At 59.9% G+C, this 14,879-nt stretch carries 12 protein-coding genes; 8 read left to right on the top strand and 4 right to left on the bottom strand.

Annotated elements, in window-relative coordinates:
• Nucleotides 1-280 precede the first annotated feature (280 nt).
• The gene (locus ACR0AI_RS06030; protein WP_480672365.1) at nucleotides 281-1,042 is read left to right on the top strand and encodes an NAD kinase; all 762 of its coding nucleotides are present in this window, start codon (nucleotides 281-283) and stop codon (nucleotides 1,040-1,042) included.
• A gap of 261 nt (nucleotides 1,043-1,303) precedes the next feature.
• Here ACR0AI_RS06030 and ACR0AI_RS06025 read toward each other — a convergent pair whose 3' ends face one another.
• The 3 genes from ACR0AI_RS06025 to ACR0AI_RS06015 all read right to left on the bottom strand — a co-directional run bounded on the left by ACR0AI_RS06025 (nucleotide 1,304) and on the right by ACR0AI_RS06015 (nucleotide 7,238).
• Nucleotides 1,304-2,743, bottom strand: a complete 1,440-nt coding sequence (locus tag ACR0AI_RS06025; RefSeq protein WP_480672363.1) for an amidase family protein — start codon at nucleotides 2,741-2,743, stop codon at nucleotides 1,304-1,306.
• Between the two features lie 63 nt (nucleotides 2,744-2,806).
• Nucleotides 2,807-4,696, bottom strand: a complete 1,890-nt coding sequence (gene prpE / locus ACR0AI_RS06020; RefSeq protein ID WP_480672361.1) for a propionate-CoA ligase PrpE — start codon at nucleotides 4,694-4,696, stop codon at nucleotides 2,807-2,809.
• A 268-nt stretch (nucleotides 4,697-4,964) separates the two neighbouring features.
• Nucleotides 4,965-7,238 carry an NADP-dependent malic enzyme gene (locus tag ACR0AI_RS06015; protein ID WP_480672359.1) on the bottom strand — a complete coding sequence of 758 codons (2,274 nt, stop codon included), beginning with the start codon at nucleotides 7,236-7,238 and terminating at the stop codon, nucleotides 4,965-4,967.
• 162 nt (nucleotides 7,239-7,400) lie between these two features.
• Between ACR0AI_RS06015 and ACR0AI_RS06010 the strand changes: the two genes are divergently transcribed.
• The 7 genes from ACR0AI_RS06010 to upp all read left to right on the top strand — a co-directional run bounded on the left by ACR0AI_RS06010 (nucleotide 7,401) and on the right by upp (nucleotide 13,780).
• Nucleotides 7,401-8,105 (top strand): hypothetical protein, encoded by a 705-nt coding sequence (locus ACR0AI_RS06010; RefSeq protein WP_480701276.1) that lies wholly within the window; start codon nucleotides 7,401-7,403, stop codon nucleotides 8,103-8,105.
• Nucleotides 8,068-9,171: a cupin domain-containing protein gene (locus ACR0AI_RS06005; RefSeq protein WP_480672355.1), complete on the top strand. Its 1,104-nt coding sequence runs from the start codon at nucleotides 8,068-8,070 to the stop codon at nucleotides 9,169-9,171. The genes ACR0AI_RS06010 and ACR0AI_RS06005 overlap by 38 nt, the downstream gene beginning before the upstream one ends.
• Nucleotides 9,172-9,255: 84 nt before the next feature.
• Nucleotides 9,256-9,648, top strand: a complete 393-nt coding sequence (locus ACR0AI_RS06000) for a cytidine deaminase (protein WP_170465629.1) — start codon at nucleotides 9,256-9,258, stop codon at nucleotides 9,646-9,648.
• A gap of 4 nt (nucleotides 9,649-9,652) precedes the next feature.
• The gene (locus tag ACR0AI_RS05995; RefSeq protein WP_480672353.1) at nucleotides 9,653-10,960 is read left to right on the top strand and encodes a thymidine phosphorylase; all 1,308 of its coding nucleotides are present in this window, start codon (nucleotides 9,653-9,655) and stop codon (nucleotides 10,958-10,960) included.
• The gene (locus ACR0AI_RS05990; RefSeq protein WP_480672351.1) at nucleotides 10,957-12,168 is read left to right on the top strand and encodes a phosphopentomutase; all 1,212 of its coding nucleotides are present in this window, start codon (nucleotides 10,957-10,959) and stop codon (nucleotides 12,166-12,168) included. The genes ACR0AI_RS05995 and ACR0AI_RS05990 overlap by 4 nt, the downstream gene beginning before the upstream one ends.
• Nucleotides 12,165-13,151 carry an adenosine deaminase gene (locus ACR0AI_RS05985; protein ID WP_480672349.1) on the top strand — a complete coding sequence of 329 codons (987 nt, stop codon included), beginning with the start codon at nucleotides 12,165-12,167 and terminating at the stop codon, nucleotides 13,149-13,151. The genes ACR0AI_RS05990 and ACR0AI_RS05985 overlap by 4 nt, the downstream gene beginning before the upstream one ends.
• Nucleotides 13,148-13,780 carry a uracil phosphoribosyltransferase gene (gene upp / locus ACR0AI_RS05980; protein WP_170374268.1) on the top strand — a complete coding sequence of 211 codons (633 nt, stop codon included), beginning with the start codon at nucleotides 13,148-13,150 and terminating at the stop codon, nucleotides 13,778-13,780. Before ACR0AI_RS05985 ends, upp begins: the two co-directional genes overlap by 4 nt.
• Nucleotides 13,781-13,786: 6 nt before the next feature.
• Here the strand turns inward: upp and ACR0AI_RS05975 are convergent, their stop codons facing one another.
• Nucleotides 13,787-14,800: a hypothetical protein gene (locus ACR0AI_RS05975; protein ID WP_480672347.1), complete on the bottom strand. Its 1,014-nt coding sequence runs from the start codon at nucleotides 14,798-14,800 to the stop codon at nucleotides 13,787-13,789.
• Between the last annotated feature and the right edge of the window lie 79 nt (nucleotides 14,801-14,879).

Genomic DNA, 14,879 nt, shown 5'->3' with positions numbered 1-14,879 from the left:
CTCGATCTCGTCGCGCTGACGGCCCAGCTCGGATGTGATCGAGCCGAAAAGCTCAGGATCACGGTCCGACAAAGACTGGGTGAAAAAACCGGTGTCACGGAGATTGGCGTTCATGATAGCTCCACATGTCTGGGGTATTGCTTGCGGATTTCCTATCGGAAACCCTGCCGAGGCAACAGCTTTAAAGCGACGAATTGCACGGCGTGGGCGTCAACTCTGGCCTATTGGGGAAAGGTATGTTTGTTTCGGAACCAAATGTGCAGCACCGGAAACCGGAAAAATGAAAAAGAGAATCGCTTTTCTCGCAAGCGAGGCTGATGTCGCGCAATCAGCCCGCGAGGTCCTAGTCGCCAAATACGGAAACGCCGCGCCACGTGAAGCGGATGTGGTGGTGGCGCTAGGTGGCGATGGGTTCATGCTGCGCACGCTCAAGAACATGCAGCACCTCGATGCACCGGTATATGGGATGAACCGCGGGACCATCGGGTTCCTGATGAACACCTATTCTGATACCGATCTCTTGGAACGTCTCGATGACGCCGAGGTGGAGGTCATCAACCCGCTGGCCATGCGCGCCATGGATCAATCCGGGAAACTGCATGAAGCGCTGGCTATCAACGAAGTGTCACTGTTGCGCGCAGGTCCGCAAGCGGCGCGTCTGAAGATCAGCGTCGATGGCCGCGAAAGGATGGGAGAGCTTGTCTGTGACGGCGCGCTTCTGTCTACGCCTGCGGGATCGACCGCGTACAACTATTCGGCCCATGGTCCGATTTTGCCGATCGGGGCGGATGTGTTGGCCCTGACCGCGATTGCTGCATTTCGGCCCCGTCGGTGGCGCGGGGCCTTGCTGCCCAAAACCGCAACAGTTCGCATAGACGTGCTGGATGCCGACAAACGCCCGGTGATGGCCGATGCCGACTCTATTTCCTTTCCTGACATTGATTGGGTCGAAATCTGCTCGGAATCCGAGATCACCCATCGCATTCTTTTCGACCCCGGACATGGCCTTGAAGAGCGCCTGATTTCTGAACAATTCACTTAGAATTTCGTCAGTTTTGAAAAATATTTTTTCCTTGTGTGAACAAGTTCACATGCGGGTGAGCATGCAATAGGTAATGTGATCTTGCCTGGAGAACACGCTTAGGTGGGAGTGAGTGGCCACCAAACAGCGTTTTCGACATACTTGCGCATTTTTTGCGCTGGCGAGGGTGGGTGGTGCCACGCTCGTTATCTGAAATCCAGGCATATTTAAGCAAGCGGACCCCGGGCACAAAAACCCGGGGTCGATTTTTTTTGGGGGGGGTCAGTCGGAGCGGGTCATTCGCTCCCAAAGAGGCTTGCACATCTGCCCGACCCGCGCCTCGATCGCCGCCGCCGCCTCGACTGCCAGATCTTCACGCCAACGACGCGCTGCGATCTGAACATTGATTGGCTGCGGGCCGTTGGGCAAGTCTGCCAGTCTTGCCGGAACGCAGGCGGCAGGCAGGCCAAGGAAGTTCATCGCATAGGAATAGACCGCGCAGCCCAGAACCTCATGCACTCCTTCGGCCCCTTCAGTGTCGCGGTCCGGCTTGAAAAAGGGTTGAGGCAAGAAGGGAGACAGGACCAGAGGGTAGTCTTCAAGGAAGAGGGACCATTCACGGGCATAGTGGCTGCGTTTGGCGAGCATTTGCAGCAGCTCGGTCTCAATGATGGGCGGAAATTCCTGAAAATAGACCTCGAAGATATCTTGGATGGTTTGGGAACCGGCCGCTTGGATATCGGATTTCAGAAGGGTCAGAACCTCACCCATCAATGTTCGGTATCCGATGCGACCGCATTCGAAGACATCAGGGGGATCGACCTCGTCGACCTGATAGCCCGCATCGACCAGCGCGTCGCGCGCAGTGTCCAACGCCTTTTCGACCTCTGGGTGCAGGGCGTATCCGAACGTGTTTTGGGTAAAAGCCACTTTGATCGGGGTGTCCGGGGCCTCGCCCCGCCATGGCAGAGGAACATGAAACGGGTCGCGCGGGTCCGGGGCGATCAGGCTGGGCATCGACAGGGACAGGTCGGCTGCAGACCGGGTGATAAGGCCCTGAACGGACATGGATTGGGCGAGTATTCCGCGCTCGGCCATTTGGCTGGGGTTCCAGGCGGGGACGCGACCAAGGCCGGGTTTGACTGTCACCGCTCCGTTGGCGGCAGCCGGAAACCTGAGGCTTCCGCCAATGTCGTTTCCATGCGCCAACGCGCCGATCCCGGCCATGACGGCCGCCCCGGCACCGCCCGATGACCCTCCGGCCGAGATATGCCGACCCCAGGGGTTGTGCGTGCGCCCATAAAGCGGATTGTCGGTGTCGGCGCGGAAGGAAAATTCGGGCGTGTTGGTCCGGCCAATAACGATGGCACCGGCGTTTTGAAGGTTTGATACAACCGGCGCGTCATCAGGGGCGATGACATCTTTCAGCGCTACGACCCCGTTTGTGGTGGCGTGGCCCTTCTGGTCGACATTTATCTTGATGGTCACCGGCACCCCGTGCAGCGGCCCGGTCGGTACCCCAGCTGCCCGCGCCTGATCTAAGGCGCGCGCGCGTTCTAAGGCCTGCAGGCTCAGATCCTCGACTACGGCGTTCAGGTCGGGATTGACGGCATTCATGCGAGAGAGAGAGGATGCAACGGCGTCCTCAGCACTCAGGTCACCGTTGCGGGTCAGGGTGGTCAGCTCAGTGGCGCTGAGTTGCCAGATTTTGCTTTGAGTCATGGGCCCTCACTGTCTTTGCAAGACAGTAAGGGGCCTGTTTCAGGTTGCAAGAGGGGGGCCGCGCTACTGAGCGTAACCAATTGTCTGCAACGCGTCCTTGATCTCGTCCAAGATGGCGGGATCGTCGATGGTCGCGGGCATCTTGTAGTCTTTGCCATCGGCAATCGACACCATGGTGCCTCGCAGAATCTTGCCCGAGCGGGTCTTGGGCAGGCGGTCCACCACCACGGCCAGTTTAAAGGCAGCCACAGGGCCGATTTTGTCTCGGACCATCTTGACGACTTCCTTCGAAACCTCGTTATGGTCACGGTCGGCACCGGTATTCAGGCACAAGAAGCCCACCGGCATCTGACCTTTCAACTGGTCCGAAACGCCGATCACGGCACATTCGGCGACGTCAGGATGGGCGGCCAAGACCTCCTCCATCCCGCCGGTCGACAATCGGTGGCCCGCAACGTTGATCACGTCATCGGTGCGCGCCATGATATAGAGGTAACCATCCTCGTCGATCATGCCCGCATCACCGGTCTCATAGTAGCCGGGGAAGTGGTTCAGGTACGAGCTTTTGAACCGCTCCTCGGCGTTCCACAGCGTCGGCAAAGTGCCCGGAGGCAGCGGCAGCTTGACCGCAATCGCGCCCAGCTCACCCGGTTTTAGCGGATGGCCACCTTCGTCTAGGATCTGAACGTCATAGCCTGGCATCGGCTTGGCCGGAGATCCCAGTTTGATGGGCAGTTCCTCGATTCCCAGCGGGTTGCCTGCAATGGCCCAGCCGGTCTCGGTCTGCCACCAATGGTCGATGATCGGAACGTTCAGCGCATCCTGCGCCCAGGTGATGGTATCGGGGTCGGCGCGTTCGCCCGCAAGATACATGGCGCGCAGACCGGACAGGTCGTATTGGCCAATCAGCTCGCCCTTTGGATCTTCACGTTTGACGGCGCGGATCGCGGTTGGGGCGGTGAAGAAGCTGCGCACGTTATGTTCGGAGATCACCCGCCAGAAGGTGCCCGCGTCGGGCGTGCCGACGGGTTTGCCCTCGAACACAATGGTGGTGTTGCCGTGGATCAGCGGGGCGTAACAGATGTACGAGTGCCCAACGACCCAACCCACATCCGAGGCGGCCCAGAACACATCGCCCGGATCGACATTGTAGATGTTCTTCATCGACCAGTTTAGCGCCACCAGATGTCCGGCGGTCGGACGCACAACGCCCTTGGGCGCCCCCGTGGTGCCCGAGGTGTAGAGGATATAGGCCGGATCATTGCCCGCGACCGGCACGCATTCGGCAGGTTCGACGCCGTATTGGAAGCCATGCCAATTGAAGTCGCGCCCTTCTATCAGCTGGGCCACTTCCTGTTCGCGCTGGAAGATGACGCAAAACTCGGGCTTGTGACTGGCCAGGTCGATGGCACCGTCCAGCAGAGGTTTGTAGTGAACCACGCGGCCCGGCTCCAACCCGCAGGAGGCGGCGATGATGGCTTTTGGCTTAGCGTCGTCGATCCGCACGGCTAGTTCGTTGCTGGCAAAGCCGCCGAACACCACCGAATGCACGGCGCCCAGACGGGCACAGGCAAGCATCGCCTCCAGCGCTTCGGGGATCATCGGCATGTAGATGATGACGCGGTCGCCCTTTTCAACGCCCTTTGCGCGCAGCGCACCGGCCAGCGTTGCCACCCGGTTGCGAAGTTCGACATACGAGATCTCGCGCTTGGTATGGGTGATCGGGCTGTCATATATGATGGCTGTCTGTTCGCCGCGCCCGTTTTCCACATGGCGGTCGACGGCATTCCAGCAGGTATTGACCTGCGCGTCGCTGAACCATTCGTACAGAGGGGCGTTGTCGGCAAACAAGGCTTTGCTGGGGGCCGAGACCCAATCAATGCCTTTGGCGGCATCCATCCAGAACGCCTCGGGGTCGTTTTTCCAGCCATCGTAAACGTCTTGATATGCCATCAGGCCCTCCTCCCAAAATCACTGCAATTGTTGTTAGGCAGCGATAGGGCAGTGGGCAAGCGGCGCGAGTGACGGCGCGTCAGTTTATCGCAAAATATTTGCAGGATGGCCAAAAACAGCCTGCAAATTTTTGCAAACCTCAAGATTTTATGGAATTTAGCAGGTTCAAAATAGGATTTTGCAAACCTGCAAATTTATGAGTGCAAAGGGTATTGGCTGAGTCGGACAGCCAGACACCCACAGGATGTCTGGCATCGATCTAGCCGCTCTAGCCGTAGTGGGTTACGGGCGTGCCGGCGATTGCAGCCATATTCAGCAACCCCCGTGAGGTGATCGAAGGGGTCACGATATGTGCCTTGTTGCCCATGCCCATCAGGATCGGACCAACTTCGATTCCGTCGGCTTTCATCTTCAGAACGTTGCGCACGCCACTTGCGGCATCCGCATGCGCGAAAATCAGGACATTCGCAGCACCCTCGAGGCGTGAGGCAGGGAAAATACGCTCGCGCAGTTCGGGGTTGAGGGCCGTGTCTAGGTTCATCTCGCCTTCATAAGTGAAGTCGCGCGGTTCGCTGTCCAGAATGGCAATTGCCTCACGCAGTCGCTTGCCCGAGCCTTCAGCTTGGTTGCCGAATTGCGACTGCGAGCAGAAGGCAATCTTGGGCTCAAGCCCGAAACGCCGCACGTGGCGGGCTGCGCCCAGGGTAATCTCGGCCAGTTCCGCCGGATTAGGCAATTGCCGTACATGAGTGTCGGCGATGAATAGCGGGCCGTCCTCGAGAATCATCAGCGACAAAGCCCCGTGTGGGCGCAGGTCAGGGGTGCCCAGAACCTGTTCGACGTAATTCAAATGCCAGCGGTATTCACCGAACGTGCCGCAGATCATGCTGTCGGCTTCGCCGCGGTGAACCATGATTGCGCCAATCGCGGTGGAATTCGTACGCATGATCGCCTTGGCCAGATCGGGTGTGACGCCGCGGCGCTGCATGATCTGGTGGTATGAGTTCCAGTAGTCGTAGTAGCGCGGATCGTTTTCCGGGTTCACGATCTGCAGATCCTTGCCAGGACGGACGACCAGACCCAGACGCTCACAACGGGCCTCGATCACTTCGGGGCGGCCAATCAGGATCGGAGTTTCGGTTGTTTCCTCAAGGATGGCCTGCGCGGCGCGCAATACGCGCTCATCCTCGCCCTCGGCGAAGACGATCCGGCGGCTTGAGGCTGCGGCGGCCTCGAACACGGGGCGCATAAGAAGGGCAGATTTGAAGACGGTCTGGTTCAGCTTTTCCTTGTAGGCCTCAAGGTCGTCGATCGGACGTTTGGCAACGCCGCTCTCCATTGCGGCCTTGGCGACCGCCGAAGATACGATCCCCACAAGGCGTGGATCGAAGGGTTTAGGGATCAGGTAGTCCGGGCCAAACGTCAGTTGCTCACCCTTGTAGGCAGCGGCGGCCTCGGCGCTTGTGGTGGCGCGGGCCAATTCGGCAATGCCTTCGACGCAGGCAATCTGCATCTCGTCATTGATCTCGGTTGCGCCGACATCCAATGCGCCGCGGAAGATGAATGGAAAACAGAGCACGTTATTGACTTGATTTGGAAAATCACTGCGTCCGGTCGCGATGATCGCATCCGGCGCGACCTCACGCGCGGCTTCGGGCAGGATTTCGGGCGTCGGGTTGGCCAGAGCGAAGATGATCGGGCGGGCGGCCATTTTCTCGACCATCTCGGGCGTCAGAACATTTGGGCCGCTTAGGCCAAGGAACAGATCGGCCCCACCAATCACGTCGTCCAGTGTGCGAAGGTCGGATTTCTGGGCGAACTGATCTTTGTGTGGGTTCATATCCTCGGCGCGACCCTCGTAGACCAGCCCGTGAATGTCGCACAGCCAGATATTCTCGCGCTGGACGCCAAGTTTGACCAGCATATTGAGGCAGGCGATCCCGGCCGCGCCACCACCGGTCGAGACGATTTTGATTTCCTCGAACTTCTTGCCGGCGACGTGCAGAGCATTGCGGGCGGCGGCTCCGACAACAATGGCGGTTCCGTGCTGGTCGTCGTGAAAAACGGGGATGTTCATGCGCTCGCGACACAGCTTTTCGACAATGAAGCAATCGGGGGCCTTGATGTCCTCAAGGTTGATTGCGCCGAAGGTCGGCTCCAACGCGCAGACGACATCGGCCAGTTTTTCGGGGTCGGGCTGGTCGACCTCGATGTCAAAGCAGTCGATCCCGGCGAATTTCTTGAACAGGACGGCTTTGCCCTCCATCACCGGTTTCGAGGCGAGCGCACCTATATTGCCCAGACCCAGAACAGCGGTTCCGTTCGACACCACGGCCACAAGATTGCCGCGCGCCGTATAGTGTTCCGCGTTCGAGGGGTCGGCCTTGATCTCAAGACTGGCCTCTGCCACGCCGGGCGAATAGGCGCGGGCCAGATCCCGGCCGTTTGCCATCGGCTTTGTAGCCTTGATTTCAAGCTTTCCGGGCTTGGGATGGGCGTGGTAGTCAAGCGCGGCCTGCCGCAGGCTGGGTGTGTCAGACATCGGCGGTAAAGCTCCCTTCAAAATTTGATTTAGCCTTAAACTATTTTTTTCGACTTGGCTATGCCGCGTCTGAAGCTTGGCAAAACCCGACCGTTTCCTTGATTAATTGTCGCAAAATTTTTACAAACCGCAAACTCCTGCGAATTGCTCTGAGATCTTAAAATGCCCAACGACCTCAAAATGACATCTTCCGAGGTGTTCTCGCCATCCCGTTTCCGCTTTGGGGTGGACCGGTTCTGGTTCTGGGCTGCGCTCGGCGTTGCGGCTTTGATCCTCGGGTGTATTGCTTTGTTCCCGTTGCAGGCTGAGGTGTTCAACCAGGAAGGCGGATTGATCGAGACTATCTCGGCAGCTGGATTGTTCACTGCTGGGGTTGTGGCCTTGCTTAAATACCGAGGCCTCGCGCGGCTTTACATCGGCGTGGGGTGCCTGCTTCTGGCAGAGCGTGAGCTTGAGGCGGATATTTACGCGGAAGGCTCTGTGCCATTCGCGGTGCTAAGCGGCTTGGACGGTCTGCTGGACATGACGCTCGTGCGTGTCGCCCTGGCGGTGGTCGTGCTGGGGGGTGTGCTGTGGCACGGCATTCCCAACGCGTGGCGGGCGGTCAGAGTTCAGGCTCCGTTCCTTGCGATCTTTGTGCTTGCCGGGGTGGCCGCAGTTGTGGCGCAGGGGCTCGAGGAAATCTCGGGCATGTATGAGGCCACGATGTCTTCGGTCATGAAGACGCGGCTGTTTGTTTTGGAAGAAACGCTTGAGATGTATTTTTCGATTGGCATTCTGGCGTCGGTTCTGATCGGATGGCCGAAAGAACCGACTGACGAGAGCTTGCATGACCCAGACAGCGTACGCGGCGAGCACCCGCGCTGAAATCCGTTTGCCGACGCAGGAATTGCGCGACGATATTCCGTTCTACACCAAGGTGTTGGGGATGCAGATGGATATGATCTATCCTGCTGACGATCCTCGAACTGCTGTTTTTTCCGGCCATGGCCTAAGGGTGCGGATCGAGAAGGATGCGCCCGAAACCCCCGGCACTTTACGTATTCTGACTGAGAACCCCGAGGGTTTTGCCAATGGGGATCGGGTTCTGGTAGCTCCGAATGGCACGCGTATCGAAATCGAGGACCTCGCCCCCCCTCTGGTGATGCCTGAAACGGTGCATTCCTTTGTTGTGCGCAGGCTAAAGGATCAGGCGCCGTGGATTATCGGGCGGGCCGGGATGCACTATCGCGATCTGGTGCCGGATCGTTTGGGCGGGTCGATCATTGCCAGCCATATCCGCATCCCTGATGGCGGCCCGGTGCCTGATATGGTGCATTTTCACAAGGTCGGGTTTCAGCTGATCTTCTGCATACATGGCTGGGTTGATGTCGTTTATGAAGATCAGGGCGACAAATTGCGTCTGACCGCCGGGGATTGCTTTATCCAACCGCCGGAAATCCGCCACCGCGTGCTTGAGGCCTCGGACAATGTGCAGGTGATCGAGATCGGCGTGCCAGCCGAACATGTCACCGAAATTGATCACGAGATGACATTGCCGACGCCGCATCTGCGCCCCGACCGGGAGTGGCAGGGGCAACGTTTTGTCTACAATCAGGCGAAAGATGCGGATTGGGTGCCGTTCCGACTGCCGGGTTATATCTGCCGCGACACTACGATTGCCGAGAACACCAAGGGCGTTGCTGGTGTTCAGGTCGTCCGGCGCGGGCAGGGCGAGCCGGTCTGGGCCAGCCACGACACCGACATCCATTTCACCTTCGTCATGAATGGAGAGGTCACTCTGGAGGGCGAAGGCCGTGACCCCTATCAACTGGAGCAAGGGGATGCCTTTGTGATACCACCGGGTATGCGTACACGCTTGGCGCAGCCCTCTGACGATGTGGAACTGCTCGAGGTGACCTTGCCGGGGGTGTTCAAGACGGTGCTGGAATAAATGCGCGGTGGGGCTTCTATTCGCCCCTCGTTTTCCGGTAGGGTCTGAATTTCTGACCAACTGATCAAAAAATGGGGAATCGCCATGTCGCTTAAAGATGCCGCCTTGAAGGTCCGCGAAAACGCCCATGCGCCTTATTCGAACTTCAAGGTGGGCGCGGCGATCCTGTCGGGCTCGGGGACGCTCTATGTTGGATGCAACGTAGAGAACGTGGCCTATCCCGAAGGCACCTGTGCCGAGGCGGGCGCAATTGCCGCCATGGTCGCCTCGGGTGAGACCGAGCTGGCCGAGGTCTATGTCGTTGCCCAAAGCCCGCAGCCGGTGCCGCCTTGTGGTGGCTGCCGTCAGAAACTGGCCGAGTTCGGCGCGCGGGATGTGAAGGTCACCTTGGCGACAACCGACGGTGCCGAGTTGGAAACCACGATCGGACAGCTTTTGCCCGGCGCATTTGACGCCTCGCACATGCAGGACAGCTGACCGCATGGATGCCCGTTCGATCATCGCTAAACTGCGCCGCAGCGAAGTGCCCACCGGGCCAGAGCTTGCCTGGTTTGCCCAAGGCCTAGCCGATGGCAGCGTCAGTGACGCGCAGGCTGGGGCCTTTGCGATGGCTGTCTGCATGGGTGGGCTGGGCGCGCAGGGTCGTGCTGACCTGACCGTTGCAATGAGAGACAGTGGTGACGTGTTGCGCTGGGATCTGGATGGCCCAGTGATCGACAAACACTCCACGGGCGGTGTTGGCGATTGCGTCAGCCTGATCTTGGCTCCGGCTCTGGCTGAATGTGGGGCCTATGTGCCCATGATCTCGGGCCGTGGCTTGGGCCACACAGGCGGGACGCTGGACAAGCTTGAGGCGATTCCGGGCGTAACCACTCAGGTCGGGCAGGAGAGTCTGGCGCAGGTATTGCGCGACACCGGGGCTGCGATTGTCGGCGCGACGGGGCAGATCGCGCCTGCGGACAAGCGTCTTTATGCGGTGCGGGATGTGACGGCGACGGTCGAAAGCCTCGATCTGATCACGGCCTCGATCCTATCCAAAAAACTGGCGGCAAGTCCCGATGCGCTGGTGCTGGATGTCAAAACAGGCAGCGGTGCGTTTATGAAAACCATCGAAGACGCGCGCGAGCTGGCTCAGGCGCTGACCGCGACCGCGAATGCTGCTGGGTGCCGAACCTCGGCCGTTATTACCGATATGAACCAACCTCTGGCCTCGGCGTTGGGCAACGCGTTGGAGGTGGCCGAGGTCATGAAGGTTCTGACCGAAGGGGGCGCGTCTCCCCTGGCCGAAATCTCTGCCGAGTTGGGTGGGGTGTTGCTGGCGGATGCGGGTATCTCTGAAACGGTAGATCAGGGCCGCGCCAAAATTGCGGAGATCATTCGGGATGGCCGCGCCGCAGAACGGTTTGGTCGCATGATGGCCGCGGTTGGAGGTCCGGTGCAATTTGTTGAGACGTGGTCGCGGTTCCTGCCCGAAGCCAGCGTGATCACCGAGGTGGCAGCTCCGTGTGACGGATACATCACGGCCATTGACGGCGAAGCTTTGGGGCTGACCGTGGTGGCTCTTGGAGGTGGGCGTCAGGTGGAAAGCGATGTGATCGACCCGGCAGTGGGTTTGTCAAACATGGTGCGCTTGGGCGAGCGGGTCGCCAAAGGCGCGCCTTTGGCAGCCGTTCACGCGGCGCGCGAGGACGCGGCAGGTCAGGCAGCCCAGAGTGTATTGGCGGCGATCACGATCGGTGATGCTCCGGTTGCCGTGCCCGATCTGGTGCATGAAAGGATCACGGCATGAGCCGCGCCTTTCTCGTCGTGATGGACTCGGTCGGTATCGGCGGGGCACCTGATGCAGGCGCGTTCTTCAACGGGGATGTGCCTGACACCGGGGCCAACACACTGGCCCATATCGCGCAAGCCTGCGCCGAGGGGCGGGCTGAGGACGGGCGCAGCGGCCCGCTTGTGTTGCCCCATCTGGATGCGTTGGGTCTGGGTGCTGCGACGCGTCTGGCCTCGGGCGACGCAACGCCGGGGCTGGCGGCTCAACCGACTGGCCTGTGGGGATGCGCGCGCGAGCTGTCGCCTGGCAAGGATACGCCCTCGGGCCACTGGGAATTGGCGGGGTTGCCGGTGCCGTGGGACTGGCACTATTTTCCCGACACACAGCCTGCGTTTCCTCCCGATCTGAGCCAAGCAGCAGCGCAAGCTGCGGGAACCGAGGGCATTCTGGGCAATTGCCACGCATCTGGAACGGCCCTCATTGCCGAACTGGGGGCCGAGCATATGCGCACCGGCTGGCCGATCTGCTACACGTCCGCCGACAGCGTATTCCAGATCGCCGCGCATGAGGAAAGCTTTGGTCTCGATAACCTGCTTGCGATGTGCCGAACACTCGCGCCGCGTTTGCATGAGATGAAGGTGGGCCGTGTAATCGCGCGCCCCTTCGTCGGCTCGCCAGAAGAGGGGTTCACCCGAACAACGAACCGCAAGGACTTTGCCATCTTGCCGCCCGCGCCGGTGCTGACGAACTGGGTTCAGGACTCAGGCCGCCGGGTGCACGCCGTTGGCAAAATCGGAGACATCTTTTCGATGCAGGGCATCGACACGCTGCGCAAAGGCTTCGATGCCGAATTGATGGGGCACCTGTCCGATCTGGTGGATCAGGCCGAGGATGGCAGCCTGACCTTTGCCAATTTCGTCGAGTTTGACAGCCTCTATGGCCATCGTCGCGATATCAGTGGCTATGCTCGTGCGCTGGAATGGTTTGATCGGGAAATCGGAGCCATCCTGCCTAAGCTGCGTCCGGATGACATGCTGGTATTGACGGCGGATCACGGCAATGACCCCAGTTGGATCGGCACCGACCACACCCGTGAACAAGTGCCAATATTAGTGACCGGGAAAGGCTCAGGCCAGCTTGGTCAGATCCATTTCGCCGATGTCGCCGCCAGCATTGCCCATCACCTGAATGTACCGGCGCAAGGGCCGGGAAAGAGCTTTTTATGAGTGTCGCAGACCTTCCGAAAATCGAACTACATCTTCATCATGAAGGCGCGGCGCCGCCCGCATTCATCCGGCAACTGGCGCATGAAAAACGCATCGACCTGAGCGGTATCTTCAAGCCCGATGGCAGCTACGACTTCCGCGACTTCGCCCATTTCCTCAGCGTCTATGAGGCCGCGTGCGAAGTTCTGAAATCGCCCGAGGATTTCCGCCGTCTCACCTTGGCGATCCTTGAGGAAAGCGCCGCCAATGGAGTGGTGTATTCAGAGACCTTCCTCAGCCCCGATTTTTGCGGCGGTGGCGATCTGCACGCGTGGCGCGACTATCTGAACGCCATTCAGGACGCCGCCGATGAGGCCGAGCGCAAGTTCGACATCACTCTGCGCGGTGTGGTCACCTGTGTCCGCCATTTCGGCCCGGAAAAGGCCAAGATCAGCGCCCGCTGCGCTGCGGAAACCGCAGGCGATTGGATCACCGGTTTCGGTATGGGCGGCAATGAATCCATCGGCACTCAGGGCGACTTCAAATGGGCCTTCGATTGCGCCCGTGAGGCCGGTTTGCGCCTGACCACCCATGCAGGTGAGTTTGGCGGTCCAGAAAGCGTGCGCGACGCGGTTCGTAACTTGGGTGTTGAACGTCTCGGCCACGGTGTCCGCGCCATTGAAGACCCTGATCTGGTGCATGAACTGATCGACCGGGATGTCACGCTTGAGGTCTGCCCGGGATCAAACGTGGTTCTGGGTCTCTATCCCGATTTCGCCGCGCATCCGATTGCGCGGTTGCGCGAGGCCGGGGCGAAAGTCACCGTTTCCACGGATGACCCGCCATTTTTCCATACCACAATGCGGCGTGAATATGAGATGTTGCAGGCAGCGTTTGATTGGGGCGCCGAAGACTTCGCAGCCCTCAATGAAACGGCCCTGAACGCCGCCTTTTGCGATGAAGACACCCGCGCGCGGGTCAAGAAAAGACTGGAGAACACATGAGCGAACACCTGACCGTCGTTGACCACCCGCTGGTGCAGCACAAACTGACGCTCATGCGGGACAAAGGAACCTCGACCGCCGAATTCCGTCAGCTGCTGCGGGAAATCACGCTGTTGCTGGCTTATGAGGTGACCCGAGAGCTTAAGCTGACCACCCGCCATATCGAAACTCCGATGGAGGAGATGGACGCGCCCATTCTCGCCGGTAAGAAACTGGCGCTGGTCTCGATCCTGCGTGCCGGGAACGGGATGCTGGACGGGGTGCTGGAACTGATCCCTTCGGCCCGCGTGGGATTTGTCGGGCTTTACCGCGACGAAGAAACGCTGAAGCCGGTTCAGTATTATTTCAAAGCGCCAGAGGGCCTGAAAGACCGGCTGGTTATCGCCGTGGATCCGATGCTGGCCACCGGCAACAGCTCGGCCGCAGCGATTGATCTGCTGAAAGAAGCGGGCGCGACCGAGATTCTGTTCCTCTGCCTGCTGGCGGCACCAGAAGGGGTTGCCCGCATGAAAGAGGCCCATCCGGACGTGCATATCGTTACCGCCGCGCTGGATCGTGAACTGAACTCGAAAGGCTATATCATGCCCGGTCTCGGCGATGCCGGAGACCGTATGTTCGGCACGAAATAAGCCGGATCACTCGCTGCAGATGTTTTGAAGCTGGACCCAATCGCGGTCCGGCAACACCTGTTCCAGTGTGCGTCCGGCCATCGGGTCGGCCTCGATCAAGCCCAGAACCGTTTCCCCTGTCACGTCTCGCGCATAGGCATAAGGAGTCGAGGGCAGGGCGGCCTGTGCAAAAACTGCCAGCAGTGCCTCATCTGTCAGAGACGGACGGGGTTCCGACAGGACTTGCTCGGTATAGCTGTCGACGATCTCGGGCGTCAGCCCCCCGGTCGTCAGCAGGCGAAAGGCCGAGGAGGCGCCGGTTCGGTCCAGAACATCATCCAACGGGTCTTGAGCATCGATACGGGCGCGCTCGGCGATGACATAGCCAGCGGCCACGGCGGGATCTTCATGATCCTCTACCAGGGCCCGGTTCAACAAGACCGTCCCGCCCGGCAGGCTTAGGCTGTCCTGCACCCCGGCGGGCAGGATGATGATCTGCCGCACGCCCGTGCGCTTGGCCAGACGATCCAAAGAGGCCTGCGCATCGCGTGAGGCGCAGGCTCGTCCCGAAACCCGCTCGATTCGTTTCAGAATCTCGTCGCCGATGTCCTGCCGTTTGACCTCGGGCACGACCGAGACCACGTGGTTTTGCAGCGCCCCCGGCAACCACAACAGCAACACGGCCAAAACCGCGGCGACGACGCCTGCAACGCTGACCCAGCGCAACCGGCCGGGATGCGGGCGCGAGCGGTCGATGGCGCGTTGCAGCCGGTCGATAGCCTCGAGCATCGTCTTTTCGCTTTCGGCCAGTTCCAGCGTTTCGTCCGGATCGCCGTCTGGGTTGAAAATCGCAGGGAAACTGCCCGGATTCTGCCGCTCCAACGCGGCCAGAGACCAGTGCGTCAGCGCCCGGTCGTTGAAATCCGAGATCGTCAGGGTCGCCTCACCGATTGAGACCACAACCTCGCGCCGCTGTTCATCGGGCGAGGAGCGCCACAGACCGGTGGCTTCGATCCGCTGGTACTGTTTCAGGGCCGTCATCTGGATTGGGCTGCTCGTGTTTTTCTTTTGCCAAAGCATAGCATGTGGAAATCGCGGGGCGCAAACCTGTTGCGCAGGC

The sequence above is a fragment of the Ruegeria sp. BG3 genome, assembly GCF_056538485.1.
The sequence above is the reverse complement of the archived record's forward strand: the minus strand, read 5'-3'. Positions and strand labels throughout refer to the sequence as shown.

Coding starts and splice junctions, on each gene's coding strand:
- ACR0AI_RS06005 (WP_480672355.1), top strand. CDS start 8,068: ATGACCCAGACAGCGTACGCGGCGAGCACCCGCGCTGAAATCCGTTTG.
- upp (WP_170374268.1), top strand. CDS start 13,148: ATGAGCGAACACCTGACCGTCGTTGACCACCCGCTGGTGCAGCACAAA.
- ACR0AI_RS05985 (WP_480672349.1), top strand. CDS start 12,165: ATGAGTGTCGCAGACCTTCCGAAAATCGAACTACATCTTCATCATGAA.
- ACR0AI_RS06025 (WP_480672363.1), bottom strand. CDS start 2,743: ATGACTCAAAGCAAAATCTGGCAACTCAGCGCCACTGAGCTGACCACC.
- ACR0AI_RS05990 (WP_480672351.1), top strand. CDS start 10,957: ATGAGCCGCGCCTTTCTCGTCGTGATGGACTCGGTCGGTATCGGCGGG.
- ACR0AI_RS05995 (WP_480672353.1), top strand. CDS start 9,653: ATGGATGCCCGTTCGATCATCGCTAAACTGCGCCGCAGCGAAGTGCCC.
- ACR0AI_RS06015 (WP_480672359.1), bottom strand. CDS start 7,238: ATGTCTGACACACCCAGCCTGCGGCAGGCCGCGCTTGACTACCACGCC.
- ACR0AI_RS06030 (WP_480672365.1), top strand. CDS start 281: ATGAAAAAGAGAATCGCTTTTCTCGCAAGCGAGGCTGATGTCGCGCAA.
- ACR0AI_RS05975 (WP_480672347.1), bottom strand. CDS start 14,800: ATGACGGCCCTGAAACAGTACCAGCGGATCGAAGCCACCGGTCTGTGG.
- ACR0AI_RS06000 (WP_170465629.1), top strand. CDS start 9,256: ATGTCGCTTAAAGATGCCGCCTTGAAGGTCCGCGAAAACGCCCATGCG.
- ACR0AI_RS06010 (WP_480701276.1), top strand. CDS start 7,401: ATGCCCAACGACCTCAAAATGACATCTTCCGAGGTGTTCTCGCCATCC.
- prpE (WP_480672361.1), bottom strand. CDS start 4,696: ATGGCATATCAAGACGTTTACGATGGCTGGAAAAACGACCCCGAGGCG.